At 47.3% G+C, this 24,891-nt stretch carries 30 protein-coding genes; all 30 read right to left on the reverse strand.

The window, feature by feature from the left end; translation table 11 throughout:
* Positions 1-46 precede the first annotated feature (46 nt).
* Positions 47-883, reverse strand: coding sequence for a flagellar hook-basal body complex protein (locus tag DSOL_RS03630; protein WP_075363520.1), 837 nt, complete (start codon positions 881-883; stop codon positions 47-49).
* A 94-nt stretch (positions 884-977) separates the two neighbouring features.
* The gene (locus DSOL_RS03635; protein ID WP_075363521.1) at positions 978-1,433 is read right to left on the reverse strand and encodes a flagellar hook capping FlgD N-terminal domain-containing protein; all 456 of its coding nucleotides are present in this window, start codon (positions 1,431-1,433) and stop codon (positions 978-980) included.
* A gap of 8 nt (positions 1,434-1,441) precedes the next feature.
* Positions 1,442-3,190, reverse strand: a complete 1,749-nt coding sequence (locus DSOL_RS03640) for a flagellar hook-length control protein FliK (protein WP_075363522.1) — start codon at positions 3,188-3,190, stop codon at positions 1,442-1,444.
* Between the two features lie 73 nt (positions 3,191-3,263).
* Positions 3,264-4,016: a FliA/WhiG family RNA polymerase sigma factor gene (locus DSOL_RS03645; protein ID WP_075363523.1), complete on the reverse strand. Its 753-nt coding sequence runs from the start codon at positions 4,014-4,016 to the stop codon at positions 3,264-3,266.
* A 19-nt stretch (positions 4,017-4,035) separates the two neighbouring features.
* Entirely contained in the window at positions 4,036-4,428 is a 393-nt protein-coding gene (locus DSOL_RS03650; protein ID WP_075363524.1) for a hypothetical protein, read from the reverse strand.
* Positions 4,428-4,910 carry a chemotaxis protein CheD gene (locus tag DSOL_RS03655; RefSeq protein ID WP_075363525.1) on the reverse strand — a complete coding sequence of 161 codons (483 nt, stop codon included), beginning with the start codon at positions 4,908-4,910 and terminating at the stop codon, positions 4,428-4,430. The genes DSOL_RS03650 and DSOL_RS03655 overlap by 1 nt, the downstream gene beginning before the upstream one ends.
* Positions 4,907-5,503, reverse strand: a complete 597-nt coding sequence (locus tag DSOL_RS03660; protein WP_075363526.1) for a chemotaxis protein CheC — start codon at positions 5,501-5,503, stop codon at positions 4,907-4,909. Before DSOL_RS03660 ends, DSOL_RS03655 begins: the two co-directional genes overlap by 4 nt.
* Positions 5,504-5,506: 3 nt before the next feature.
* The gene (locus DSOL_RS03665; RefSeq protein WP_075363527.1) at positions 5,507-6,151 is read right to left on the reverse strand and encodes a flagellar brake protein; all 645 of its coding nucleotides are present in this window, start codon (positions 6,149-6,151) and stop codon (positions 5,507-5,509) included.
* Between the two features lie 51 nt (positions 6,152-6,202).
* Positions 6,203-7,063 carry a MinD/ParA family protein gene (locus DSOL_RS03670; RefSeq protein ID WP_075363528.1) on the reverse strand — a complete coding sequence of 287 codons (861 nt, stop codon included), beginning with the start codon at positions 7,061-7,063 and terminating at the stop codon, positions 6,203-6,205.
* Positions 7,056-8,207 carry a flagellar biosynthesis GTPase FlhF gene (gene flhF / locus DSOL_RS03675; protein ID WP_075363529.1) on the reverse strand — a complete coding sequence of 384 codons (1,152 nt, stop codon included), beginning with the start codon at positions 8,205-8,207 and terminating at the stop codon, positions 7,056-7,058. Before flhF ends, DSOL_RS03670 begins: the two co-directional genes overlap by 8 nt.
* Positions 8,197-10,266, reverse strand: coding sequence for a flagellar biosynthesis protein FlhA (gene flhA, locus DSOL_RS03680; protein WP_075363530.1), 2,070 nt, complete (start codon positions 10,264-10,266; stop codon positions 8,197-8,199). Before flhA ends, flhF begins: the two co-directional genes overlap by 11 nt.
* A gap of 202 nt (positions 10,267-10,468) precedes the next feature.
* Positions 10,469-11,518, reverse strand: a complete 1,050-nt coding sequence (flhB, locus tag DSOL_RS03685; RefSeq protein ID WP_075363531.1) for a flagellar biosynthesis protein FlhB — start codon at positions 11,516-11,518, stop codon at positions 10,469-10,471.
* Positions 11,515-12,294 (reverse strand): flagellar biosynthetic protein FliR, encoded by a 780-nt coding sequence (fliR, locus tag DSOL_RS03690; protein ID WP_075363532.1) that lies wholly within the window; start codon positions 12,292-12,294, stop codon positions 11,515-11,517. The genes flhB and fliR overlap by 4 nt, the downstream gene beginning before the upstream one ends.
* A gap of 34 nt (positions 12,295-12,328) precedes the next feature.
* A complete protein-coding gene (gene fliQ, locus DSOL_RS03695; protein WP_075363533.1) occupies positions 12,329-12,601 on the reverse strand; it encodes a flagellar biosynthesis protein FliQ in 273 nt (90 codons plus the stop codon).
* A 30-nt stretch (positions 12,602-12,631) separates the two neighbouring features.
* Positions 12,632-13,345, reverse strand: a complete 714-nt coding sequence (gene fliP / locus DSOL_RS03700) for a flagellar type III secretion system pore protein FliP (protein WP_139314374.1) — start codon at positions 13,343-13,345, stop codon at positions 12,632-12,634.
* A 53-nt stretch (positions 13,346-13,398) separates the two neighbouring features.
* Entirely contained in the window at positions 13,399-13,872 is a 474-nt protein-coding gene (locus tag DSOL_RS03705; RefSeq protein ID WP_075363534.1) for a flagellar biosynthetic protein FliO, read from the reverse strand.
* A gap of 1 nt (position 13,873) precedes the next feature.
* On the reverse strand, positions 13,874-14,236 hold the full coding sequence (locus DSOL_RS03710; protein ID WP_075363535.1) for a response regulator: 363 nt from the start codon (positions 14,234-14,236) through the stop codon (positions 13,874-13,876).
* A gap of 14 nt (positions 14,237-14,250) precedes the next feature.
* Positions 14,251-15,399: a flagellar motor switch phosphatase FliY gene (gene fliY / locus DSOL_RS03715; RefSeq protein ID WP_075363536.1), complete on the reverse strand. Its 1,149-nt coding sequence runs from the start codon at positions 15,397-15,399 to the stop codon at positions 14,251-14,253.
* Positions 15,392-16,387 carry a flagellar motor switch protein FliM gene (fliM, locus tag DSOL_RS03720; protein WP_075363537.1) on the reverse strand — a complete coding sequence of 332 codons (996 nt, stop codon included), beginning with the start codon at positions 16,385-16,387 and terminating at the stop codon, positions 15,392-15,394. Before fliM ends, fliY begins: the two co-directional genes overlap by 8 nt.
* Positions 16,388-16,462: 75 nt before the next feature.
* Entirely contained in the window at positions 16,463-16,900 is a 438-nt protein-coding gene (locus tag DSOL_RS03725) for a flagellar basal body-associated FliL family protein (protein ID WP_075363538.1), read from the reverse strand.
* Positions 16,897-17,109, reverse strand: a complete 213-nt coding sequence (locus DSOL_RS03730) for a flagellar FlbD family protein (protein ID WP_075363539.1) — start codon at positions 17,107-17,109, stop codon at positions 16,897-16,899. Before DSOL_RS03730 ends, DSOL_RS03725 begins: the two co-directional genes overlap by 4 nt.
* A 27-nt stretch (positions 17,110-17,136) precedes the next feature.
* The gene (locus tag DSOL_RS03735) at positions 17,137-17,589 is read right to left on the reverse strand and encodes a flagellar export protein FliJ (protein ID WP_075363540.1); all 453 of its coding nucleotides are present in this window, start codon (positions 17,587-17,589) and stop codon (positions 17,137-17,139) included.
* 63 nt (positions 17,590-17,652) lie between these two features.
* Positions 17,653-18,960 (reverse strand): flagellar protein export ATPase FliI, encoded by a 1,308-nt coding sequence (gene fliI, locus DSOL_RS03740; protein WP_075363541.1) that lies wholly within the window; start codon positions 18,958-18,960, stop codon positions 17,653-17,655.
* A complete protein-coding gene (locus DSOL_RS03745) occupies positions 18,917-19,741 on the reverse strand; it encodes a FliH/SctL family protein (RefSeq protein ID WP_075363542.1) in 825 nt (274 codons plus the stop codon). The genes fliI and DSOL_RS03745 overlap by 44 nt, the downstream gene beginning before the upstream one ends.
* A complete protein-coding gene (gene fliG, locus DSOL_RS03750) occupies positions 19,725-20,729 on the reverse strand; it encodes a flagellar motor switch protein FliG (protein ID WP_075363543.1) in 1,005 nt (334 codons plus the stop codon). Before fliG ends, DSOL_RS03745 begins: the two co-directional genes overlap by 17 nt.
* Positions 20,730-22,322 carry a flagellar basal-body MS-ring/collar protein FliF gene (fliF, locus tag DSOL_RS03755; RefSeq protein WP_075363544.1) on the reverse strand — a complete coding sequence of 531 codons (1,593 nt, stop codon included), beginning with the start codon at positions 22,320-22,322 and terminating at the stop codon, positions 20,730-20,732. It abuts the gene before it with no gap.
* A gap of 98 nt (positions 22,323-22,420) precedes the next feature.
* The gene (fliE, locus tag DSOL_RS03760) at positions 22,421-22,732 is read right to left on the reverse strand and encodes a flagellar hook-basal body complex protein FliE (RefSeq protein ID WP_075363545.1); all 312 of its coding nucleotides are present in this window, start codon (positions 22,730-22,732) and stop codon (positions 22,421-22,423) included.
* Between the two features lie 7 nt (positions 22,733-22,739).
* Positions 22,740-23,228, reverse strand: a complete 489-nt coding sequence (gene flgC, locus DSOL_RS03765; RefSeq protein WP_075363546.1) for a flagellar basal body rod protein FlgC — start codon at positions 23,226-23,228, stop codon at positions 22,740-22,742.
* Positions 23,229-23,233: 5 nt separating this feature from the next.
* A complete protein-coding gene (locus tag DSOL_RS03770) occupies positions 23,234-24,406 on the reverse strand; it encodes a protein-glutamate methylesterase/protein-glutamine glutaminase (RefSeq protein WP_075363547.1) in 1,173 nt (390 codons plus the stop codon).
* Complete coding sequence (locus tag DSOL_RS03775) at positions 24,390-24,836, reverse strand: chemotaxis protein CheW (RefSeq protein WP_075363548.1); 447 nt, start codon at positions 24,834-24,836, stop codon at positions 24,390-24,392. The genes DSOL_RS03770 and DSOL_RS03775 overlap by 17 nt, the downstream gene beginning before the upstream one ends.
* Positions 24,837-24,891: the final 55 nt, after the last annotated feature.

The raw sequence follows: 24,891 nt of genomic DNA on the forward strand, positions 1-24,891 counted from the left end.
CTCGTTTGAACTTACTTCACGTCATATTAGTCATTAATCTCAACGATTAATTACGTTTGAGGTCAATCAATTCTTGCAAGAGCGTGTCCGATACTGTAATAACCCGAGAGTTGGCTTGGAAGCCCCGCTGGGCCGTGATCATATCTGTAAATTCTGTAGAAAGGTCGACATTAGACATCTCTACAGCGTTTGAGACAATGGTTGTTCCCGCATGAGTAGCGTCACCTGCTGTCCCTGTAGAAGCAGCCCCGGAGTTATTCGATTCTTGGTAAAAAGAACCACCTAAACTTGTTAGTCCAGCATCATTCGGAAACGTAGCAATCTGAACCTGCCCAATTGTTACCGTAGCACCTCCTGCCATAGGAACACCTGTAATAGTACCTGTTTTATCTACGGTATAGCTGCTATATGTGTCAGGGGTAATTTTAATTGGTGTCGCAGTAGTAGACGTACTACTACTATCTAATACCTGTGCCCCTGATGCTGGATCCACTAAATTTCCATTGGCATCTAATGAAAAAGCACCCGAGCGAGAATAAACTCTATCCGTCCCGTTCGTTGTTAAAACAAAGAAACCCGGTCCTTGTAACATCATATCCGTGGGGTTCCCTGTTGACTGTGAACTTCCCTGAGTCATAATCTGATCAATTGAACCAAGTGAAGCCCCTAAGCCAACCTGCATTGGATTAGTACCCCCTACTATTGGCGTTGTGGTTATCGGTGCAGATGCCCCTTTCAAAGTCTGACTAAGCATTGTGGAAAACGTCACCCTGCTCCGTTTAAAACCCGTTGTGTTTACATTGGCAATGTTGTTCCCGATAACATCCATTTTGATCTGGTGATTTTTTAAACCCGAAATTGCCGAATATAGCGAACGCATCATAGCGCATATTCCTCCTTGTGAATTAGTGTACCCTAAAATTGGATCTTCGTGTTTATGGAGTCACCGCAGCAGCAGTTGAAGTAGAAGTTGGTTGTTACTTCACTAATGTGATCAGACTCATTTCCAAATCTACAAGAGTTCCATCCGCCTTGCGGATCTGCAGCTTGGGATCGCCGTCGAGCCATTTCACCGCTTCAACTGTGCCTTCGATTGGGGTCACGCCATCAGTATCAACCCCACTCACCGACTTTCCAATCATGGCGGACCCTTGTGTAAGTGCAGATTGTTGCATGAAATTAGTCATACTTTTATTTAATGCGTCCATGGAGGTAGAGATATTGTTCATCTGCTCCAAAGAGCTGAACTGGGCCAATTGCGCGATGGATTCTTTGTTATCCGTTGGATTCATGGGATCTTGATTTTGCATCTGCGCCACCAATAACTTGAGAAAATCTTCTTTTCCAAGTGTAGCATTACTGGTCACTTTAGCTGTACTCGTCGTACTGGCTGAAGTCGATGTGGAACTCGTCCCACTAACTGTATTACTCATATTTCCTCCTATGCTGTGACATTAATCCGGTTGATCTCATCCTGACCCCCCAAAAAGGGACTGGTATCTGGGATGAGTTCCTCATCCGCATTAGAGTTACTGTTTTGATTAAACATTTTACGGGATTCATCCCCCCGTTGATTCTGACGCTGGTCTCCACCCTGCCCCATTTGTAACGTACCACAGTTCACGCCTTGGTCTGTAAGGGTATGGCGCAAATCCGAGAGTTGATTTTGAAGAATCGTCCCGGTCGCTGCCTCAGACGCCTGAACTTGAAGATGGACAAGCCCATTCTCCCAACGAAGATTGATTTGAACTTTACCTAATTCAGCTGGATGAAGTTGAATATCCAGTTCCTTCAATTCTTGATGTCTATTTAAAATTTGTTCGCGAAATCCCGTAGAGATCTGCTCCCATACAGGAATCGCAACTGTTTTCCCGCTCGCAACGTTAGCCACTACAGTATTGCTTGCAACCCCAATAGCAGTGCTTGCATTCTGGTTTTGTGCGTCGTTCACAGCATGAGGTTGTTCCGGGAATTGCGAAGCATGAAAGTCCATCTTCTCAGGTTTTAGCCGAACATTAGTAGGAAATACGGTATCTTTTACCTGTGCCTGTGTTGCAACTTGGTCTACGTCAGTGCCCTTCAATTGCTTCACAGGGGAGTCCGAGCTCCCTTGAACTGTAGGAACAATATCACCCTTGATCCCTGGACCAAGAGCATCAAGCAACGATTTGGTCCCTTTGAGGTCACTTGTTAACATCTTCCAATCCCGAACTACTTTCAAGATATCCTGACTAAGAGCCTCAATTCCAGTAATTCCTGAACTTAAGGTGTCTTCTTTGGAAGCTAAGGCTGTAATCTCTTTAGGAAGCCCTGCTAAGAGTCCTTGTGCCTTGTCTCCCTGAACGCTCTTGGCCACATCCAGATTAAGTGAGTTCGTGGAAAATCCCTTCAAAGGACTCAATACCTTGGCGACCGCTGAATTCGAAATAGCCGAACCTCCAGCTTGGCGAGCCTTATCCCCCTCCAGACTCAGAGCTTGGGTTATGAGATTATCTCCCTGGAAGAGCTTCGTCACATCCTGGCTGAGGGCCTCCGTTCCTGTTCCCAAGTTTAAAGGATTCCCTTGAGGAGAGGTTATCTCTCCTGAGAGTACTTCTAAAAGTTGTGAAATAACCAGTCTATATTTATCCAATTCCGTAATTCCGGTATTTTCCCCCTGAGGTTTTGGCGACGCCATCCCTGTAGTCGCTAAACTCTCGTCTGAGACCTGAGGAACTTCGCTTGAATTAACAACACCTGAATTAACTAAGCTCGAGTTGATGTCGACCATCGCTGCCTTCGCATTCGTCAATTGGGCATCCGCTGTTAATAGCCCCCCCGTTCCCTGGCTCACAACACTTCCGGAATTGGCCTCCTTGCCTGCCGGAAAATCACTCTGAAGCATAAGCTGTGTAAGAAATGGAAGTGCAAAATTACCGTACCCTAGCAGCACATTTCCCTTTGTACTCTGTTTTTGTGGTATTTGTACAGAATTACCAGCACTCTGCGTCCCTTCCATATCTTGGCCTGCTAAAGAGGAGTTCTGCCCTTTTGGATTTGAGTTTAGATTCATGGAGCCACTAAGAATCGCTGCAAAAACTTCTGCAGCGTTTTCAGGGCTGACTATAACGTCTTTTCCCTTTGGGGTTGTTGCTTTCTCCAGTTTGTTTCCACCCTTGAGGGAATCCAAAAGGACATGTATACCTGCCATCCATCGTCACCTCCTACTTACTTCTATTAACTCTATCGACAAAATCCTAATAAAACATTAGGACGATTATTTTCTAAAACAAGTTCTTCTTCTGTCTGCTAAGCCTTCCCCTTAATCGCAAAACTGCTTGGGAATGCAGTTGAGAAATCCTAGATTCAGAGAGTTTTAAAACTGCCGCGATCTCTTTCAAGGTCAGTTCTTCTTGATAATAAAGTGCAATCACTAATTTTTCTTTATCCGGTAATTTCTCCACCGCTCGTGCAAGAATTAGTTTCTGTTCTTCTTTCTCTACATCTTGAAACGCTTCTTGGGCTTCAGCATCCCTTAACAAATTGAGTGGCGTACCACTTCCGTCCCCCTCTTGATCTGTTGTCGTCTCATCAAAGGAAGTCAGTGTTAAGATTTGAGCTTGAGCTAAAACACCTTCGATTTCCTTCACCTCTACCTTAAGCAACTCAGCCACTTCTTCCACTGTCGCCGCCCGTCCTAGCCGGGATTCCAACTCAACAAAGCCATCTTGAACCCGTTTCACCTTCTGCCTTGCCGAATGAGGAACCCAATCCATAATCCGGAGTCCGTCAATCATGGCCCCGCGAATGCGTATCGAGGCGTACGTTTCAAATTTCCAGCCCCGAGCAGCTTCGAACCGTTCCAAAGCATCGAGTAATCCAAAGACACCATAGCCAATGATATCATCCTCCTCAACATGGGACGGGAGGGACATTGCTAGACGACCGGCAATGCGCTTAACCAAAGGCAAGTATTGTTCAATCAGTTCTTGTTTCCACGGTCCACGCGCGGCAGATCCATAGGCGTTCGGTACCAAGTCTTACTCACCTCCGAATTTATCCCCAACCCATACGACGCACAATTTCTGCCTGTTGCTCACCATCCAGTATGCCATTACTTAAACTTGGATCAACCTGTCCAGGAAAACCAGAATCGGATGCCTGTGACCCTAAGATGTCTTCCTCTCCAACAGAGACGTCAATAAAGCTACCCCGTCCAGAAACCGAATCAGACGTACCATTCTGAGAGACAGGAAGTGCAGTCTTTTCAAACAAGCTCAAGATTCCTGCCAACAAAAGAAACATAACCCCAAAGGACACCCCTGCCCGAACTACTAAATCAAACAGTTTCACCGCATTGCTCCAACTCAACACAACGACAATCAATGTTGTACCTAAGGAGAGACGGAAAGCCCAAACTCGAACTAGTTCACTGTTCTGGGAAGTCATCAAATCACCTTTTCGCCTTGATTAATTGTTCGAATATGTAGTTCCCCTGTTCCCACGTCAAAGTGAATCGTGCGCCCAAAACTTCCTCCAACATCCGTGGTCAGAAGTGGAATTCCGTGTTTTTTCAGTTCTTGCTCTACTGCTTCAGCATTGCGCTCCCCAATCTTAAGTACGGGTGGTTTTCCAGGGAAAGAAAACATCTGAGCTCCACCCGCCATTTTAGCCCTTAGGCGAGAAGTATTAGCTCCCATACCAAAAATCTCTTTTAGCAGTAAGCCAAGTGCAGTATCCGCGTATTTTGCCGGATTTCCCCCTAAACTCCCACTAGCGGTGGGCAGCATAATGTGAGCCATTCCACCCACTTTTAGAATCGGGTCATGAATACAAATTCCGATGCAAGACCCTAGCCCAGCCGTTAATAAAATGTCGGGAGTTTTTGCCGTCTTGAAATCAGCCATCCCAACACTGATTACATTACTCATAATCCCATAGCTCCCAACAATTTTTTCAATGACCCTTCGTCTGGCAAATACATAAATTGCCCTTCAATCTTCGGTATTCCAGAAAGTTGTGTGTCAATAAATAACACTGTGTCATCAAGCACGCCCTCCTCCAGGAAAATTGCATCCAAACTTGCACCGATCATATCGACTGCTAGAGCAGGTACGGAAGGTTGGAGGGGAATCCCGGAAAATTGAGTTAAGGCAACTAAGAAGGAACTCACCAAGATATTCCCAATTTCTCTCAAAGCGGATTGGGGCATCTCATCCGCATAGAGATCCATCGGATCATTCGTACCAAATAAAGCCTGCACTATGATTTCAGCACTCTCCACTGGAAAGAAGAAAACGGCTTTTCCCGGGGCTGAACCTTCAACTTTTACATAGATTACTGCCTGAGGTGTGTCAAGTTGACCCACGAGGGCACTGACTTGTTCAAACGGGATCGCCCAAACCTCCGGCACCGACATTTCTATGCGGCGCTGGAGTAAGGTCGACAAGGCTGTAGCAGCATGTCCCGAACCGATGTTTCCTATTTCACGCAAGGCATCCAATTGGATTTGAGTGATCTCCATGATTTAAACCAATCCTTTCTTACGCATCTCCCTTTGAATATCAAAGACACAGCGTATGATACGATCTCTCTCCCGTTCCGAGATCTCATGAAATTGCACCGAAACACTGTACCGGTTGCTATCCTCAATCTGTTCAGCTCGGCACACACGGACTGGAGACTGAATCTCTCCGATGGGCAGGGTTAACTGAACATAGAGTAACGATTTATTCTCCACACGTTCCTTCGTTGAAAAGCGCATTCCACCACCGCTTAAATCAAGCATCGTCCCTTTATATAGATCACTAAGCCCTTCCCGAGTCACAGTTCGAAACGTAATAGGGTAGAAGGCAGGGACTCGAACAAAGTTACGGCGTTGGACTTTGGATATTGAATCCGGCAACTCTAAGACAAACAGTGAGACCGGAACCGCTATCCGTTGCATAATTTTGGCCTCAAAAGAATAAGCAGCCACTTCATCCCAAAATGTCAGTTTCACTTTCGTCCCTTCACGCAAAGGGACCACCTCTCCCTTATCAAACAACGCACCAACCGCAAGAAGTCTCTCCCCAACTTCCTCAATCCGTGTCCGATAGTTTCCTGCATACTCGCCTTCCAAAACTGCGAGTTCAACGGATACCCCCGGCAGAAGCTTCTTCTTATACGACAAATTTATCCCCCCTTTTGAAGAAGAACATGGGCAATACAATTATGATATGGTTCAAAATGAACGGAGTAAGGTGCTAAGAAAGCCCCGAATGCCACCCGCTTGGCGAGGTGGACTAAGATAAATCCCGGTAACAGTACCAGCAATCCATTGAATGCACCGATAGGCTGAACTTTCCGGGTAACTGATTCCCAGCGGTACCTGCTGCATGACAGCGCGTCCCATGAGGGGGTCATCGTAAACCCACCCTAGTAAATTAAGCGATCCGTGTAAGAATTTACTGACTGCAACTTCCAACCGTTTATACGTTGCTAGGGCGTCTGCCTCAGTCTTTACCCGATTAATGACGATATGAATGGGTACCTCGCCCGCTTCTTTCCTCAAAGTTTTCAGCAAACCATAGGCATCGGTCAAGGCGGTGGGTTCCGGAGTTATCACCATGATAATGTCGTCCGCTGCTTGCAAGAAATTAATCACTGTATGACCGAGGCCCGCTCCAGTATCTATAATTAATAAATCCGCCATTCTTTCAAGTCGGCCGAGATTGACGACAACATTTGCCAATTGATCATGTTCTAAATTGGCAAGTCCTTGCACACCAGAACCCCCTGGGATAATTCCAATCCCAAGCGGTCCAGTTAGAAGAATCTGCTCAATCGTTTTTTCACCCGATAATAAATGTTCGATTGTATAACGTGCCGTAAGGCCGAAGGCAATATCGACGTTAGCGAGACCCAAGTCTCCATCGAGGATAATAACCCGTTGCCCATATTCAGCTAGGGCTAGGGCTAGATTAACCGTGAAATTCGTTTTTCCAACTCCCCCTTTGCCGCTGGTCACGGCAATAACTCTCATTTTGCTTTTGTGTTTTTCGCGCGAAGCCAAATTGCGCAAGACACTCGCTTGATCATGCATGGGGCATCTCCTCCCCTAACACATAGCGCGCCAAACGATAGGGTGTTGCTGCTTCAATGTCGTCTGGAACATTTTGCCCGTTCGTCAAATAGGCCGTAGGTAGTGTTGTCTGTCCCAAGAGATTGAGTAAAGACCCTGCACTCCCTGTCTCATCCAACTTAGTGAAAATGAGATGGGTTGTCAAGCCTTCGAAGCGTTGATAGATCCGAAGTTGATCCGCCGACTGCGTGGTGGCGCTCATGACCAGCATCGTGAAATCTGGTCGCGCTTCATCCAAAAACGCACGCAACTCAGACATATGTAATTCGTGATGAGGGCTTCGTCCAGCCGTATCGACAAAAATAAGTTCTTTATCCGCATGACGCTCAAGGGCCTCGCTCAACCCTGACGGTGTCATGACGACTTCAACCGGTACCCCGATAATTTCGCCGAACGTTTTGAGTTGCTCGACAGCAGCTACCCGATACGTATCGGCCGTAATCAAAGCCACTTTGCGTTTATCAACAATACTAAATCCAGCCGCCAGCTTACCGATCGTCGTCGTTTTTCCCACCCCAGTGGGTCCGATCAAGGCGACAATCCGAGGTTTATCAAGCCCTGGCTGAATCAGGCCTATCTGGCCGCAAATTTGGCGCACATTCGCTTCAAGCCGAGCATACACCTGGAGATCATCGGTCCATTCCGCTGGAGACAGAGTTTGTTGAACGTGACCCATCAAACGTTTTACCATAGTTTCATTTACCCCTCTGTCCTGTAAATGATCTGCCCATCTCTGAAGCACCTGTGGCCAAACACTTTTTTCCTCTCCGAGCCCCTCCATTTGCCTATTCATTTTCTCCAGCATCAAACGCATAGACTTCAATTCTGCTTGAAGTTCTCCAGGTGAATCAGACGCTGCCCTTGCTAAAGGAGCAATGACCTTGTCGACATCCGCACGATAATCCGGGGTCAAAACTTTTTGGGCAGTCACCGGGTTCTCCTCAATGGCAGCCGTGATCTCCACCTTCATTTTGCCAAATAGGCCAAAGAAACCTCCCTCAGTAAATTCACGAGTCTGAAGAATAACTGCTTCAGAACCCAGTTCTCGTTTCACTTTCCCCATGGTTTCAGCAACATTATCCCCTACAAAGCGCCTAACTCGCATGATTCATCCCCACCATTCCTACAGCTTGCACTTGTACTCCTTGGACTAATTCATTATATGAAAGCACCATGAGTTGCGGCAGTTGACGCTCGGTCACCCGTTTTAAATTAATTCTCACCAGCGGAGCGCAAACAACGATCGGAGTCAACCCCTTAAGCACAACCTTCTCCACCTCACGTGTGAGACCTTGAACAAGCACTTGCAACATCTTTGGATCAAGGGCTAAATAAGTTCCATAATCCGACTGCTGAATGCTGTCGAGGATCTGTTGCTCAATCTGAGGATCAAGCGTGATCACGGATAATACTTTGTCTTTTCCAACGAGCGGTTGTAAAATCTGCCGCGCTAAGGCTTGACGGACATGTTCCGTCAAACGATCCAGATCTTTTGTGACCTGTGCCTGATCGGCGAGCGTTTCCAGAATGGATACCATGTCCCGAATCGAAACCCTCTCGCGCAACAAGTTTGAAAGAACTTTTTGCACTTGGCCAAGGCTTAGTATTTCTGGTATTAACTCCTCAACAACGGATGGGGCTTGCTCCTTAACGTGATCTATCAGGGTCTTGACATCTTGACGGTCTAGGATTTCCCAGGCCTGTCTCTTTATGACCTCCGTAATATGGGTTGCTAAAACTGTGGGGGCATCCACCACCATCCATCCGTTCAACTCGGCTTGTTCCCGATACTTCGCATTAATCCACTTGGCGTCGAGTCCAAAGGCGGGTTCTTTGGTCGGAGTGCCCGGGATACTGTCATCGTCAAAGCCACTGCTCATGGCCATGTAATGATCTGCCAGAAGTTCACCCGTGGCAATTTCTGAACCACGAATTTTAATCACATATTGATTAGGTTGCAAATTCATATTGTCTCGTACCCGAATCACCGGAACGATAAACCCAAGCTCACTGGCAATTTGACGCCGAATCAGAACAATACGATCGAGTAAATCCCCCCCTTGTTGGACATCGACCAAGGCGATCAGGGCATAACCCAGCTCAAGTTCCATATGGTCAATTTGCAAAAGGCTAAGAACATTCTCTGGTTTCTTACTTGCCTCGATCTCTGACTCGCGAGCGGCCTCCGTTTCCTCGACAACCGACACCTTTGAGCTTTTTTGGAGCAACACTCCTGCGCCAAGTAAAGCAGCTGCGACAATAAACATCGGTAATTTCGGCAAACCAAGAAACGCTAACAAGATTAGCACTCCGGCTGTAATAAACATCGCTTTCGGATTCCGAAACAGCTGTTTACTTAAATCTTCCCCAAGATTCTTATCCGAGGCAGCACGGGTAACGACAAGACCCGTCGCGGTGGAGATTAAGAGCGCCGGAATCTGGGAAACCAACCCGTCCCCAATGGTCAGCATCGTATACTTCTGAAGGGCTTCAAGCAATGGCATTCCCTGCATTGCTACCCCGGAAATAAAACCTCCAACAATGTTGATAAACAAAATGATAATTGCGGCAATGGCATCCCCTTTGACAAACTTCGTAGAACCATCCATGGCACCATAAAAATCCGCTTCCTGTTGAATTGCTTTTCGCCGATCTCGTGCCTGTTGTTCGTTGATCATCCCAGCATTCAGGTCTGCATCAATGGACATCTGCTTGCCTGGCATGGCGTCTAAGGTAAAGCGCGCAGCCACTTCTGAGACTCGCTCAGCTCCTTTGGTGATGACGATAAATTGAACAATCACCAAAATTGCAAAGACGATAAACCCGACCACCATATTGCCACGAATCACGAATTGAGCAAACTGTTGGATAACTTGCCCCGCATAGCCATCTAAGAGAACGAGCCGAGTTGTAGAGATATTCAACGACAAGCGGAACAAGGTCATGATCAACAAAAGCGAAGGAAGGGCAGAAAATTCCAACGGGTCTTCAGCAAAAACTGCAAGCATCAAAGTGAGTACAGAACCCGAAATATTCAAGGTGATCAAAATATCCAGCAAACTCGCTGGCAAGGGAACGACCATCATAACCACGATGCCCACAATTCCCATTGCCGCTAAGATATCTGTATTATCCAGAAACCGACGCTTTAACACAGTGGCCATGAGGGTTACCCCCTTTCTTTCTTCGTCGTGTCTCAGTTAATGATTGAAATGAAATTGCAAATAGAACCATCAAGCGAGTGCAGTTGGCGAAGCGTGAAGACGCACATTGGTTCACTTACAGAGAAGCCCAGTGGTTACGTGCGTTAGCTGAGCCAACAACGAGCCGCTCCGAAGCTTTGGTGAACGTGCAATTCATTTGCATTCATGCCCTTTTCTTTTTCTTAAGCCGATAAACGAAAGCCAATACCTCAGCAACCGCTTTATAAAGATCCGCCGGAATGCCCTGTCCAATTTCCACCTGAGCATAGAGGGCACGAGCCAGCGGCTTATTTTCCATAATCACAAGGTCATATTCCTTCGCCAATTCCCGTATGCGCAGGGCAACTTGATCCTGTCCTTTAGCAACGACATAAGGTGCTTTTTGAACATTTTGGTCATATCGAAGGGCGACTGCGAAGTGAGTTGGATTAACGACAACGACATCCGCATTTTTTAAATCCTGCATCATCCGACTCATGGCCATGGCCCGTTGTCGTTTCTTAATCTCACTTTTCAGTTCTGGATTTCCTTCTGTTTGTTTAAATTCTTGTTTTAATTCTTCGTGAGACATGCGCAAGTTCTTTTCATAGTCCCACCGCTGATAGAGATAATCCAAAGCAGCAATGCCAAAAAAAGAAATCGAGATCTTCCAAGCGAGTTCCATCAAGGCCTGACCTAGAAAAATAGCTCCCTGTCCCACATCCAATTGCTGTAAAGCGGGAAAGATCTGAAGACGGTCCCGAACACTCGCGTAAAGGAAATACCCGATTAAGATCACTTTCGTCAAGGATTTTGCCAGTTCAACCCAGGCCTTAACCCCAAACATCCTTTTCGCGCCACTCATCAAACTTAAACGGGAAATTTGTGGTTTCATAGATTCCCCCGTAAAGAGGACTCCAACTTGGATATAATTCGCAGCCAAAGCAATCAAAACCCCTACGCCGAAAATTGGCGCCATAATTTGAATCCCTAGCCAAAGAATATTCATCATTAGACTAGCGACCGATCGTTCCGTCCAGTCCGAAGAAAGACTTAGGACATAAGGAAAGAGTTGTTCCATACGCTGCAACATATTTGGAAGCCAGTATTTAAGCACCGCCACAAGACCCAAGAGCATAAACGCAGAAATAGCTTCCTGACTTTTGAAAACCTGACCTTTTTTACGTGCTTCTTCTTTGCGCCTAGGCGTGGCTGCATGTTTTTTTTCACTCACTGCTTCCACCCCTGATAAAGTTGTAGGACCCAAGACATATTGGTATTAAAGAGATGCGTAACGGATTCCCCAAAGAAGGGAACTGAGAGAAGCAAAAGGACAAATCCGAAAATAATCTTCACTGGGAAAACCACCGAGAAAATATTAAGTTGGGGTACTGTCCTAGACAACAGCCCTACCCCGACATCCGAAACTAAAAGTGCCCCAAAAACAGGCATGGCCAATTGAATCGCTAGAGCAAAGACATGTGTAACAAGCAGGGTGTAAAAGGAAAAGTTACTGGGCATGTTCGATGGGTTAAGAGGAATATAGGCATAGCTCTTGACCATAGCAGCAATGAGAAAGTGATGAGAATTAGTCACAAGCAAAAGCATCGTAGCCAATATCATCTGAAAATTCCCCATCATAGGGCTTTGCACTCCGTAAACTGGGTCAATCGCTGCCCCCATGGTAAAACCCATTTGAAAATCAATCAGTTGTCCTGCTCCTTGTAAAACGGCTGTAAGAGTATAAATCACAAACCCTATGACCAGTCCAACCAAGACTTCCTTGATGACCACCGCAATGTAAGGCAACAACTCAACAGGAATTGACGGCTTACCAGCAGAAATCAAGGGATAGACAATCACAGACAGGCTTCCAGCCAAAGCAAGCTTAACGACTCCTGGAACACCCCTAGCGCCAAAAACTGGAGCTAACATGATCATACCAGTCCAACGGGACAAAATCAGTAGAAATAAAGAGAGGTTCCACTGGAGCAGTGCTTGCAGACTCACATTTGTCCCCCCTACTCGATGTGCGATGTTCGATTTATAAGGCGCCGAACGACGCTAACTGTGTCAATAAATTGGTGGTATACACCGTCAGAACGGACAGCATCCATGGACCAAGCAAGATAAGGATAGCAACCACTGCGACAACCTTGGGAATAAAGGAAAGCGTTTGCTCCTGAATTTGAGTCATGGCCTGAAAGATGCTGACTAAAAGTCCGACCAACAAACTCACCCCCAGGATGGGCCCACCCACAAGCAGCACGGCACCTACTGCTTCCTTTGCCATATATAGGACCTGACTTTGACTCACACACATCCCCCCTTTCACGTATATACTTTTCTAATGAAAGCTCGTCACTAACGACTGAACCACGAGATGCCAACCGTCAACTAACACAAACAATAGTAATTTAAAAGGTAACGAGATCATCATGGGGGGGAGCATCATCATCCCGATCGACATCAGGGTACTAGAGACAATCATATCAATAACGATAAACGGAATAAAGATCGCGAACCCCATTTGAAACGCGGTTTTCAATTCACTGATAACAAAGGCCGGAATGAGAACATACGTCGGAACGTCACGATAGGTTTTGGGTTGCGCCATTTTGGATAACCCCACAAAAAGTTCCAGGTCCTTTTCCCGAGTCTGCTTAAACATAAAAATCCGGAGCGGCTCCTCAGCTTTGTCCAAGGCCTCCGTCTGAGTGATCTGATTCTTCATATAGGGCTGAACAGCATTAGTATTTATCTGATTCCACGTTGGCGCCATCACAAAAAAAGAAAGAAATAATGCCAAGCCCACAAGCACTTGGTTTGGCGGAAGTTGCTGAGTTCCGAGTGCATTCCGCACAAACGATAACACAATAATAATGCGGGTAAAGGACGTCATCAGCATGAGAATTGCCGGTGCCAAGGACAGCACGGTCATGAGCAGCAAAATTTGCAGAGACGTACCCGTTTGTTGAGTTGAAGTGGTTCCCAGATCCAACGTGAGTCCTGCTGCCCATGCGGTTTTAGGATTGACAAACATCCCTAGTCCAAGAGCCATCCCAGAGGGCAACCCAATCGTGAAGAGTCTCGCTAAGCGGCTCGAGGAAGACCTCATTTTTCTACCTCCTCAAGCAAACGTTCTAATTCCCTGGAAAAGGGCTCTTTTTGCCGAGACGGTCTGCGCCAAAGTTCTTGTATGCGTTTGACCCACCCTCCCACTCGTTCTGTCGGACGGGTCGCAATCTCTTCTAAAATTTCAGCAGCAACGGCTGGGTCATTAATCTCACTGATTTTCACCAAGTGATGATCTGTTCCCCCAAGGACTTGCAATTGACCAGCAATCTCCACAAGGTAGAGATTCTGCTGACCTGCTAACACTTGGCGATCGAGAACCCTTGCCCACGGCGTATCCATATTTCGTAAAGTTGCTTGATTTAGGCGACGGATAATCCAAAGAGACACAAGCAAAATTATGAGGAAAACTAGCAACGTTCCCAGAAGCCCCCACCACGAGAAAACAGACTGCGTGACAGCCGGAGCGGCACTACTTGAAGGAAGCAGTTGGTCTTCATTGAACGAGGGCATTTTACTTCAACGCCTTCGTGACAGCCTCGACCACACGTTCCGCTTGGAAGGGCTTAACCACAAAGTCTTTAGCTCCAGATTGAATAGCTTCAATAACCATAGACTGTTGGCCCATGGCGCTGCACATGATCACACGGGCCTTAGAATCCCGCTTGCGGATTTCTTTAACTGCTTGCAGGCCATCCATTTCCGGCATGGTGATATCCATAATCGTCAAATCCGGTTGCAATTCAATATACTTTTCCACGGCGACGGCCCCATTTTCGGCTTCCCCGATAACAGTAAAGCCATTCTTTGTCAAGATGTCTTTCAGCATCATACGCATAAACGCGGCATCATCGACAATCATTACATTAGCACTCACTCAATTTACCTCCTTTATTTAAGCGAATTCATCCGCTCCATAGGGTGAACAATATCGGTAATGCGAATTCCAAAGGTCTCATTAATGACCACAACTTCACATTTGGCAATCAACTTGCCATTGACAATCATATCTACAGATTCTCCGGCTAAGCGATCGAGTTCTATGACGGAACCCGGGCCCATTTCCAGGATTTCCTTGATTGTTTTTTTCGCACGCCCCAATTCTACGCTGATCTGCAAAGGCACATCCAAAATCAAACTTAGATTGTCCGGCGGGATCAATGGGTGCCCCGGCTGAAGCGGTGCAAACTGAGCAGGTTGAACAGGGGTCTGTATTCTTCCTTGAGCATACCCCTGCCCCATTCCCTGAGGAGGGTAGTTCGGTTCTGCCGAAAAGGGGATCTCTTCATAGGCTGGTTGCGTGGGGGGTGAAGGGTGCGAAAGCGGGGGTTGAGGTGGTTGTGAGACTGTCGTAGGTTGCTCCATCGCAGCCATCAACTTATTGACCATCCCCCTAGCCACACTGAGTGGGATCACTTGAATAAGAGTACTGTCAATGACATCCTCTACAACCATGCGGAAGGAGATCCTCACGAGGGGTTCTTTGGCATTTAGAAAGTCCTGTATGATATCTTCTGTCATCGACAGATCATTGAGCACGAGATTTGGCGGGGTAATATCCACCATAGCATTAAACATCGTCGACATCGAGGTGGCCGCTGACCCCATCATCTGATTCATAGCTTCGGAAATTCCACTGATTTGAAGTTCTGAGAGCTCGGGGGATGGATTTTTTCCGTCTCCCCCCATCATTAAATCGACAATGACTGAGCCATCCCGTTGTGAAAGAATCAAGAGGTTCGAGCCCTCGATCCCGGCCTTGTATTTGACATCACAAATCACAGAAGGGATAGGATAATCATCGCGAATTTGTTCTGAGGTAGTCACATCAACTTTTGGTGTGGTGATATCCACCTTCTTACCCAAAAGTTGGGATAAAGTCGTTGCAGCAGTACCCATCGAAATGTTGGCAATCTCCCCGAGGGTATCTTGTTCCATCTCATTCAAAAAGTCTTCTTCCTGCGTGGTCTCCGGTTCTGGTTCCAGTGTACCCCGGAGCAACGCATCAATCTCCTCTTGGGAAAGCATGCCGCTACCCATCCTGTTCCCCTCCTTCCTTTACTATTTCCGTAATCTGAACGGCAAGATGTTCTGCGTGTAGTCCAGGGATAGACTTAAATTTCATGAATTCCCCCACATAAATCGGCAACGAATCATTCACGGATTGATTCAGTGGGATGACATCCCCCTCAGCAAGGTCTAAGAGATCTCGGACAAGGATTTCCGAGTGACCCAAAAAAGTAACCATATCTACTTTTGCCCATTCGATTTTTCGTCGAATCGCTTCGACTTGCTCCGGAGAGGTCACCTTTGCTTGAGTGGAAAAAAGGAAGAATGTGCTTAGCTTATCCAGGATGGGTTCGAGCACGAGATAAGGCATGCAAATATTAATCATTCCCATTGCTTCCCCAATACTAACTTCGAGAGTTACCAGCACAATCATCTCGTTGGGCGCCACAATTTGCGTGAACTGAGGATTTGTTTCCATCGCCACAAACTGAGGTTTAAGCTCATAAACCTCTGCCCAAGCCTCTCCTGTGAGGTCAATAATTTGGGTCAGACGATGTTCCACGATGGTTCTTTCAATCTCCGTCAAATCTCGGTTCTTTTCCACATCTTGCCCTTGCCCTCCCAAAAGTCGATCCACAATGGTGAACGCAAGTGTAGGGCTCACCTCCATTAAGACCGTCCCCTCCAAAGGGTTCAAGGAGTAAAGCCCAAGCACAGTGGGGTTGGGAAGAGAACGAATGAATTCATCATAAGTGATTTGCTCAATCGAAAGGACTTTACTTTCAATCACAGAGTGCAAGTGCCCAGAAAAATACGTTGTCAGTCCGCGACAGTAATTTTCGTAAATATTTTGGAGGGAGTGAATCTGATCCTTGGAAAACTTATTTGGGCGTTTAAAATCATACACTCGAATCCGCTTCTGAGTCTTTGTCGTCTTCATTTCCTCTGCATCGACTTGCCCGTCGGACAGTGCACTCAGCAGAGCATCAATTTCTGATTGGGACAAGACGTCTCCCATAGAATCCCCCCTCTCATTTATGAATGCGCGAGACGCGATATTCGAACTTTGAGCCTCGCGCCTCGAGCATCGATCTTACTGATAAACTAAAGACAAAAACAGCACATCCGTAATTTTGTTATCTGCTACTTCATTGAGTTTCTTAATTAACTCTTCTCTCAGTTTTTCGCGCGCAACGGGTGTCTGCACATCCGTAAGAGATTTGTTTGCTAAGACCGTATTGACCCGGTCTTTCAAGAACGCGTCCTCCGTTTTCAACTGAACTTCTGCCTTGGCATCCGTCACTTCAACTGTAATCGTCGTCTTTAAAAAAGCTCCTCCTTGCAAATTCACAGTGAACTCGCCGATGGGCAAAAGTGGTCCGGCTTTTTTCGACGCGCTTGCGGCCACGGTTGCTGAACTAGATGTCGGTGTTTTAAAAATAAACTTTTGTGCCCCTATTGTGCCACCTACGCCCAAGCCCACACCCAAGAGCACTGTGAGTATCGTAGTCATGAGTTTTTTTCGATTCATAGATTCTGTTGCTCCTCCACTTTGCAAATCTGGCGACAGCGCCGACGAAACTCGGCAATCCTCTCAATAAGAACCTCGATGGACTCGGACACTACGTATTTATTTCCACCCGTTAAGGTAATGACCGTATCCGGGGTTTCCTCCATAATTTCAATCAGGTCAGAATTAATAGCGAATTCAGTGCCCTTTAAGCGTGTTACGTAAATCATGAAATCCCCCCTTCTGTTACTCCAACCTTATGATTTTATTGATTTTTCCTGCCGCCAGTAAAGAATCTGACCCGTTTCATCCAATAACTTTTGCTCTTTCTGCAACTCAGACCACTGAAAGGCCTTGGCTTGCTTCTCCTTTAAACGCCGAAACTTCTCAACTTCACGATGGGTTTCCAATAATAGGCGACGCGCGTCTTCCATAATCGATTGTTGCTCTCTTTGCTCAACCTCACATTGGCGCAGTCGTCGCCACTGCTCCGAAGCAAAAATTTGCCAATTTCCTAGCTCCTCGGGCCGGTGTCGACCCGCGTCACGTTGCCCTACTTCCGCTTCATTAAATCGCTCTTGTTGAAGAGCGCAGGCTCGAACACACACTTGCCAACGTTGCTCCTCTTGTGCAAACTCTCGCTGGGCTGCTTCTAAAGCCTTTTTTGCAAGTCGGAGACTTGTTTCCAAACGAAACCGAAATCGTGCCAATCGTTTCCACTTCCTAGTCCGACACAAACTCTAGTACCTTATCCTAGTGTTCAAGTTGATCATTTATACTCCCGTAAAAATCCCCTGCATTTGTTGAATCATCTCTTCAAATCCGGCATGTTCGCCCACCCCTTGCCGCGTGAACGTCTGAATACGATCCATATGCGCCAAGGCAGCATCAATCTTCGGATTGCTTCCCGGTGTATACGCCCCGATATCTATCAAATCTTTAGCATCGCGGTATATTGCTAAATATTCGCGCACTTGCCCAGCCAAGCCCTTGTGTTCAGGACTAATGACATCATCCATGACCCGACTAACCGATTGCAAAATATCAATAGCCGGAAAAGCATTTTGCATAGCCAGTTCCCGAGTCAAGACAATGTGCCCATCGAGAATTCCACGAACCGAATCCGCGATTGGCTCATTATGATCGTCCCCGTCCACCAGCACCGTGTAGATTCCAGTTATACTCCCAGTCTCCGCCATGCCCGAGCGTTCTAAAAGCTTGGGCAAAAGGGCAAAGACGGAGGGCGGATATCCCCGGGTCGCCGGTGGTTCACCAACCGTCAACCCCACTTCTCGCTGGGCCATGGCAAAGCGTGTCACAGAGTCCATCATCAGAAGTACATTTTTACCCTGGTCACGAAAATATTCCGCAATGGCTGTCGCCGTAAAAGCCGCCTTCAAACGAACAAGTGCAGGTTGATCTGACGTCGCTACAATGATTACCGAACGTGCTAATCCTTCAGGTCCCAAATCCTTTTCTATAAAGTCGCGCAATTCCCGACCCCGTTCCCCCACTAAGGCAATGACATTAACCTCCGCTACGGTGTTTCTGGCCATCATGCCCAGCAACGTGCTCTTGCCAACTCCAGAACCCGCGAAGATTCCCATCCGTTGGCCCCGCCCAATCGTGAGAATCCCATCGATGGTTCTCACTCCAACACTGAGCGCATCCTGAATTCGAGGGCGCAATAAGGCATTAGGTGGTTTGTTTTGCAGAGGGTACACAGTTTCTGTCAGAAGTGGACGACTATCCATGGGATTCCCTAGTCCGTCAAGGATCCGCCCGAGTAATCCCGGACCCACAGGCACGGTCAGCTTTTGACGCTGAGGAATCACACGGTCTCCTGGAGCAATCCCTTCCAGTTCTCCCAGCGGCATGAGAAGGGTCGTTGAATCTCGGAAACCGACCACTTCGGCCGGGAGTTCATTTCCGCCACGTGTCATAATATGACAGTATTCTCCAACACTAGCTCGCGGACCGTCTGCCTCAACCATCAAACCAACGATCTTGGAGACCCGGCCCTGAGCGGAAATGGGATTAATCTGTTCCACTGTCGGAATTAATTGATTCCAAGCCGCCATGTTCGAGCTCCTCTCGTAAAGTGAGTTCTAATTTCTCTAACTGAGCTTCGAGCCGAGCATCAAAAACCCCTTCTTGACACTCTAAGAAACAATCTCCTGAATTGAGTGACTCATCTATAATCCAAGGACAAGGAGGCTGTGTTCCTGCTGGGAGTTTTTCCAGCCAAAGAGCATCCTCAGAGGAGACGTGAAGCCTCCAGTCCGAGCGTTCTTGGGGTAAAAGTGCTAATGCTTGAATAATTCCCACCAATCGCTGAGGTTCAAAGGCCAAGCTTGAACGCACTAAGCGTTCGGCAATTTTTATGGCTAGATGAAGTAAATCCTCATCGACTTTAGAATATTCCTCTTGAACCGCCCTCTGAGCCAGCTGAAAAAGCTGCTGAGCATTTTCAGTTATGCGTCTTCCCTCTGCTTCTCCAACCTCATACCCTGCTTGATATCCTTCCGCCTGTGCTGTGGGATATACTTCAGCCCGCGTAGTCTCTCTAACCTCCTGACGCAAACTGTCTAGATCAGTCTGAGCCTGGGCAAGGATTTCTTGGGCACGAGCTTCTGCGTCAGCAAGGATCAGCTCAGCTTTCCGTTCCGCCTCTGCTTCAAGCTCAGAAGTGTCCAGCCAAGAAGGGTGAGCCGGATTTTGTTGCGCCTCCTCTTCGTCAACCGTAAGCACGGTCAAACATGGGCCCAACTCTTGAAATCCCTCATTCCATTCCACCATCCGGGGGGTGGATATCTCCACATCGTAGTTCTTGACGACTCGTCCCTTAATAAATGATTTCATCGCTACCCCCCCTAGAAATGACAACCGCGCCACTTTCTTCGAGTTTCCTTATCACCTTAACAATACGCTGTTGGGCCTCTTCGACATCACGCAACCGAACGGGACCCATAAACTCCATATCGTCTTTGAGCATCTGAGCAGCTCTTGACGACATATTGGCCTGAATTTTTTGCGCAACTTCGGGATTGGATCCCTTCAGGGCCAGTCCCAAATCCTTGGTTTCCACTTCGCGCAAGACCAATTGAATTCCACGGTCGTCCAGCATGACAATGTCCTCGAAGACAAACATCTGACGCTTGATCTGCTCTGCCAACTCAGGATCATCTATCTCCAAGGAATCCATAACCACTTTAAGTGTTCCTGGATCCGTCCGGTTGAGAACATCAACAATGCTTTGGATCCCACCCGAGGTTGTATAATCCGTCGGGGCCAAACTCGAAATTTTGCGTTCCAAGACTTTCTCTATCTCTTTGAGCACTTCCGGGCTCGTTCGCCCCATAGTCGCTATGCGCTTGGCCACATCTGCCTGTCGTTCTGGGGGGAGACTAGCTAGCAAAGTCGCTGCTTTATCCGCAGCAAGATGGGTCATTATAAGTGCAATCGTCTGTGGGTGTTCCCCTTGGATAAAGGAAAAGAGTTGTTTAGGATCCGTCCTGCGCACAAGATCAAACGGCCGCATTTTTAACGATGTCGATAAGCGACTGATGATGTCAAAGGCCCGAGTTTCTCCGAGAGCCCTTTCCAAGACTTCCCGGGCGTACTCAATGCCACCCTGAGAAATATAGTCATTAGCAATACACATCTGGTGAAATTCTTCCACGACATAATCCCGCTGTTCTGTCGAGACTTTACCGACATTGGCCATCTCTAAGGTCAACTGTTCGATTTCGGCATCGCTGAGGTGTTTAACCACTTGAGCGGAATTCTCCGTGCCCAGGGAAATCATGAGAATTGCAGCTTTCTGAATTCCGCTTAAAGTCTTCTCCATCTAACTCTCCTCCGATAGCCAAGTTTTCATCAGACGAGCGACTTCATCTGGATTATTGCGTGAATAGGTATCGACGGCTTCTTTCGTCTTTTGTTTCTGTAGTTGTTCGACTGTTTTCGTATTTTTTTGAGCGAGTTGAAATTTTGCCTCTTCTTCAGCCAACTGTTGCGCCATGAGAAGTTCAGCCGAAGCGAGGGTTACAGGCTGGGAACCGTTTAACCCCAGCATCTTTTCCGCACGTGCTTTCTTCGAACGCGAGCGAAGATACACGAGGAAAAACACGAGACCCAACAACACTGCAGCTCCAATTTCGGCGTAGGTGACAAGTTGTTGCCGTTTCTGCGCATTTTCCATCGCAAGTTTTTCTTGCTGTAGATCTGTTTTATTAAATGGAATTGCCGCAACTTGAATTTGATCCCCTCGAGTTTGATCCACACCTGCGGCAGAACCCACGATCGTCTTAATCTGATCAAGCTGAGCCTGGGTAACAGTATCCGCATCCGCCATTACAGACACCGAAAGATGTTTAACGGCGCCAGGGCTCACCACTTGTTCTTGTTGCGTTGTATCAACTTGATAGTTAGTGGTCGTACTGCCCTTCGTGGAGGAGGAAGTTACACCTGATGTCGCGGCAGGATACGTAGGTACCCCATTGGCAGTCACTCCCGGTGTTCCTCCGGTCGCCGAACCGTTTGTAGTCGTTTCATTGGATTTTTGTTCACTTACCACGGCTCCAGGTCCATTGGTTTGTTTCGTAATTTTTATTTGATCGAAGTCCAAGGCCGCATTAATTCTCACGACCGATTTCCCCGAGCCCAACACTTGATCTAACATACTCTGAACGGATTTTCGAGTGTTCTCTTCGACGGCTTGTTGCAGTTGATATTGGCTTCCCGTGAGATGTTGGAGGTCCTTGCTCTTGCCTATCACATCTGATAAAACATTTCCACTGGTATCCACAATCGTCACATTCTCCGGTTGCAGTCCTTCGACTGATCCTGCCATCAGATTAGCGATCGCCCGTACCTGATCGTCACCCAGTTTTGTTCCCGGAATGAGTTTCACGGTTACCGCCGCTGTCGCAGCTTTTTGGGCATCGACAAAGAGTGACGGTTCAGGCATCACAATATGAACGCGAGCATCTTGCACACCAGTTAATGTCTTTAAAGTATTTTCTAATTCATTCTGCAATCCGAGAACATAACGTAATTTGCGGTCAGCATCCGTTTCTCCCAAATGCATTGTATTGAGACTATCAAAACTGAATTTACTTTGTTGAGGAAGCCCAGCATTGGCAAGCTGTAAACGAATATCCGCAGCTGACTGTTGTGGGACCATAATGGTTGACCCGTTATCCGCCAACTGATAATCCGCTTTCAAATCTTTGAGTTTCGTCGTTATGGCCCCTGCCTCTGTGTCCCCGAGTTTCGTAAAGATCGCAACATATTGGGGGCGACCCGCCCAAGTGATCAGGTAAACCATCGCAATTGCCACCAAAAGAGGAGCAATTACCGTAATTATTTTCTGTGGGCTAGAAAGCTTGCTCCAAAAGGTCTTTACCGATTGTTGAATTCCCGCCCAAGAAAAATCCATCCTTCGCTCCTCCTTTCATTAAAAGTAAACCTTCCCCATAACTCATACCCCTCAAAAAGTGCAACTCCAAACGTATATGTATTTAACACCCTGACTCTTTACATTTGCATGCGCATGACTTGATTGTATGCATCTAACACTTTATCACGCACTGAAACGGTTAGGGACATCGACAAGCTTGCTTTCTCTAACGCAACCATCACGGTCGAAAGATCTTGTACCTGACCACTAGCCAATCCTAAGCTGGCAACATCCGCATTTTTTTGCAAAGCATTAACTTGACTTAAGGCATCCGATAAAAACTTAGCAAAATCCGTCCCCGCCTTATTAGCCCCATCGCCGGAAGTGACATTCGGCGTCGGACTCATTGGACCGAGGGGCATAATAGGCACTATAGGCTGAATACTCATTTAGTCATTACCCCTTTCCAATCTCTAAGGCTTTGGCTGCCATTGACTTACTAGCATTAAGAGCCGTCACATTCGCTTCATACGCACGAGATGCGGAAATCATATCCACCATTTCCGTCACAATACTCACATTCGGTTGCCGCACATACCCCACTGGTAAGCCCGGCTCAGCCACTTTGGCTGCATCCGGTGAATCCGGGTTATAGTCTAAGCGAAAGGGTGCTTGCGTGTCACGTTCAATACTCGCCACTTGTACCCCATTTCCAACATTTCGGTCCCCTAGGGTTTCCCCTAAAATACTGGAAAAGGGGGTTTCGGGGGGACGTGGAACGAACACAGCGACTTGCCTGCTGTAAGGTACAGGGTTCCCTCCCGGGGTCAGCTCTCCCGTGCGCGTTGTGTTAATGTTGGCAATGTTGTTGCCAATGAGATCCATGCGTAAACGCTGGGCCGTCAAACCAGAAGCGCTAGTATCAATCGCTCCAAAAAGACTCATTGAGTTTATCCCCTCCTCATTACACACTCCACAATCGAACTTCCAATTTCTCCGAGCGGTACAACTCTGTCAGCTAAACCAGCCTCCACCACGGACCTCGGCATCCCATAGACCACGCAGGTTTCCTCCGCCTCGGTGATCCCAAACCCTTCTACCCTCTTAATTTCCTTCATCCCACGCGTCCCATCGTTTCCCATTCCGGTCATAACCACCCCAAGGACCCCTTTGCCAATCTCCTTCGCCAAAGAAAGAAACATGACATCCACAGAAGGATGATAGAGCGTGGTGATAGGAGCTTCATCCCCAATCTGAAGGGCCAACTGCCCGGCTTTGCGCTGAACTTGAAGCTGTTTACCAGCAGGAGCTACATACACGGTTCCCGCCTTCAACACTTCACCGTGTATCCCTTCCCTAACATTTAGCGGACAGATCCCATTTAAGCGCTGGGCAAGCGGCCCTGTGAATCCAGGAGGCATATGTTGCGCGACAAGCACCGGAACGGGAAAATTATTAGGAAGAATCGGTAGCACTGCTTGTAACGCAGATGGCCCCCCTGTAGACGTACCGATGGCCACTATTTCAACCGCATGCTTAGGAGTTAAGCCCCCTTTGTTTGTGCCTGAGATACGCGAAGCTTGTCCTACTGAACCTACCGAAGAACCTACCGCCGAAGGTGCTCCAGACGATGCAACCACCTTTGTTCCACTCGTTTGAACACTAGTACTCAATGCTCCGGATGTATTGCGACTGAGGCGCTCTGGATTGACACCCGCTGCTGCCTTCACCTTCTCCACTAAATCGCGAGAAAGCACCTGCAGATCGGCACCCGGTCTTCCTGAGGGTTTTGCCACCACATCAAAAGCCCCTAGATCAAGAGCCTTTAAGGTGGCTTGTGCCCCTTCCGTCGTTACTGCACTTAAGATGATTACCGGGGTCGGCTGCCAACGCATAATCTCTTCCAACGCCTGAAGTCCGTCCATGACTGGCATTTCAACATCCATCGTCACAACTTGGGGACGATGGATGCGGAGTTTATGAATCCCTTCCCGCCCATCACGCGCGACATCTAAGACTTTAATGTCAGGGTCCTGAGAGAGGATTTTTTGCAGGGTTAAGCGCATAAAAGGGGAATCATCCACGATCAGAACTCCGATTGGGTTTTTAGGAGCTAAATTCATGGCTTATCTCTCCACCCATGATGTGAGTCAAATCCAAGAGAATCAGTAATCGTTCTCCTATTTTCCCTACTCCACGTATGAATTGGGAATCCATACCTAACGCAACCTGCGGTGGCGGCTCGATAGCTTCACTGTCTAAACGCAACACTTCTGTGACTGCATCGACACGAATCCCAAAGACTTTCGTTTGAACTTGTAAAACAATAATCCGGCTAAGATCAGTTTCGTCGACGCGAGTCATTCCAAAACGGCTACGCAAACTGATGACCGGAATCACATTGCCGCGCAAATTAATAACACCCTCAACATAGCTCGGGGCTTTAGGCACACGGGTAATTGGTGGAATACGGATGATCTCCTGAACCCGCATAATATCCACCCCAAATTCTTCAGTCCCTAGACTAAAGGTTACCAATTGTTCTTCTGCCATTGTTTATAAATCCTCCCTTTTGTCGAAGTTATAATTTTTCTTAAGTTTTTCGTAC

The organism is Desulfosporosinus metallidurans (genome assembly GCF_001936615.1).
Classification (GTDB): Bacteria; Bacillota; Desulfitobacteriia; order Desulfitobacteriales; family Desulfitobacteriaceae; genus Desulfosporosinus; species Desulfosporosinus metallidurans.

What these genes read in the sequence shown, in the direction of transcription:
- DSOL_RS03630 (WP_075363520.1), bottom strand. Translation starts at nt 883, where the DNA reads ATGATGCGTTCGCTATATTCGGCAATTTCGGGTTTAAAAAATCACCAG.
- DSOL_RS03635 (WP_075363521.1), bottom strand. Translation starts at nt 1,433, where the DNA reads ATGAGTAATACAGTTAGTGGGACGAGTTCCACATCGACTTCAGCCAGT.
- DSOL_RS03640 (WP_075363522.1), bottom strand. Translation starts at nt 3,190, where the DNA reads ATGGCAGGTATACATGTCCTTTTGGATTCCCTCAAGGGTGGAAACAAA.
- DSOL_RS03650 (WP_075363524.1), bottom strand. Translation starts at nt 4,428, where the DNA reads ATGACTTCCCAGAACAGTGAACTAGTTCGAGTTTGGGCTTTCCGTCTC.
- DSOL_RS03655 (WP_075363525.1), bottom strand. Translation starts at nt 4,910, where the DNA reads ATGAGTAATGTAATCAGTGTTGGGATGGCTGATTTCAAGACGGCAAAA.
- DSOL_RS03660 (WP_075363526.1), bottom strand. Translation starts at nt 5,503, where the DNA reads ATGGAGATCACTCAAATCCAATTGGATGCCTTGCGTGAAATAGGAAAC.
- DSOL_RS03670 (WP_075363528.1), bottom strand. Translation starts at nt 7,063, where the DNA reads ATGCATGATCAAGCGAGTGTCTTGCGCAATTTGGCTTCGCGCGAAAAA.
- flhF (WP_075363529.1), bottom strand. Translation starts at nt 8,207, where the DNA reads ATGCGAGTTAGGCGCTTTGTAGGGGATAATGTTGCTGAAACCATGGGG.
- flhA (WP_075363530.1), bottom strand. Translation starts at nt 10,266, where the DNA reads ATGGCCACTGTGTTAAAGCGTCGGTTTCTGGATAATACAGATATCTTA.
- fliP (WP_139314374.1), bottom strand. Translation starts at nt 13,345, where the DNA reads ATGGCTCTTGGACTAGGGATGTTTGTCAATCCTAAAACCGCATGGGCA.
- DSOL_RS03705 (WP_075363534.1), bottom strand. Translation starts at nt 13,872, where the DNA reads ATGCCCTCGTTCAATGAAGACCAACTGCTTCCTTCAAGTAGTGCCGCT.
- fliY (WP_075363536.1), bottom strand. Translation starts at nt 15,399, where the DNA reads ATGGGTAGCGGCATGCTTTCCCAAGAGGAGATTGATGCGTTGCTCCGG.
- fliM (WP_075363537.1), bottom strand. Translation starts at nt 16,387, where the DNA reads ATGGGAGACGTCTTGTCCCAATCAGAAATTGATGCTCTGCTGAGTGCA.
- DSOL_RS03725 (WP_075363538.1), bottom strand. Translation starts at nt 16,900, where the DNA reads ATGAATCGAAAAAAACTCATGACTACGATACTCACAGTGCTCTTGGGT.
- DSOL_RS03730 (WP_075363539.1), bottom strand. Translation starts at nt 17,109, where the DNA reads ATGATTTACGTAACACGCTTAAAGGGCACTGAATTCGCTATTAATTCT.
- fliI (WP_075363541.1), bottom strand. Translation starts at nt 18,960, where the DNA reads ATGGCGGCTTGGAATCAATTAATTCCGACAGTGGAACAGATTAATCCC.
- DSOL_RS03745 (WP_075363542.1), bottom strand. Translation starts at nt 19,741, where the DNA reads ATGAAATCATTTATTAAGGGACGAGTCGTCAAGAACTACGATGTGGAG.
- fliG (WP_075363543.1), bottom strand. Translation starts at nt 20,729, where the DNA reads ATGGAGAAGACTTTAAGCGGAATTCAGAAAGCTGCAATTCTCATGATT.
- fliF (WP_075363544.1), bottom strand. Translation starts at nt 22,322, where the DNA reads ATGGATTTTTCTTGGGCGGGAATTCAACAATCGGTAAAGACCTTTTGG.
- fliE (WP_075363545.1), bottom strand. Translation starts at nt 22,732, where the DNA reads ATGAGTATTCAGCCTATAGTGCCTATTATGCCCCTCGGTCCAATGAGT.
- flgC (WP_075363546.1), bottom strand. Translation starts at nt 23,228, where the DNA reads ATGAGTCTTTTTGGAGCGATTGATACTAGCGCTTCTGGTTTGACGGCC.
- DSOL_RS03770 (WP_075363547.1), bottom strand. Translation starts at nt 24,406, where the DNA reads ATGAATTTAGCTCCTAAAAACCCAATCGGAGTTCTGATCGTGGATGAT.
- DSOL_RS03775 (WP_075363548.1), bottom strand. Translation starts at nt 24,836, where the DNA reads ATGGCAGAAGAACAATTGGTAACCTTTAGTCTAGGGACTGAAGAATTT.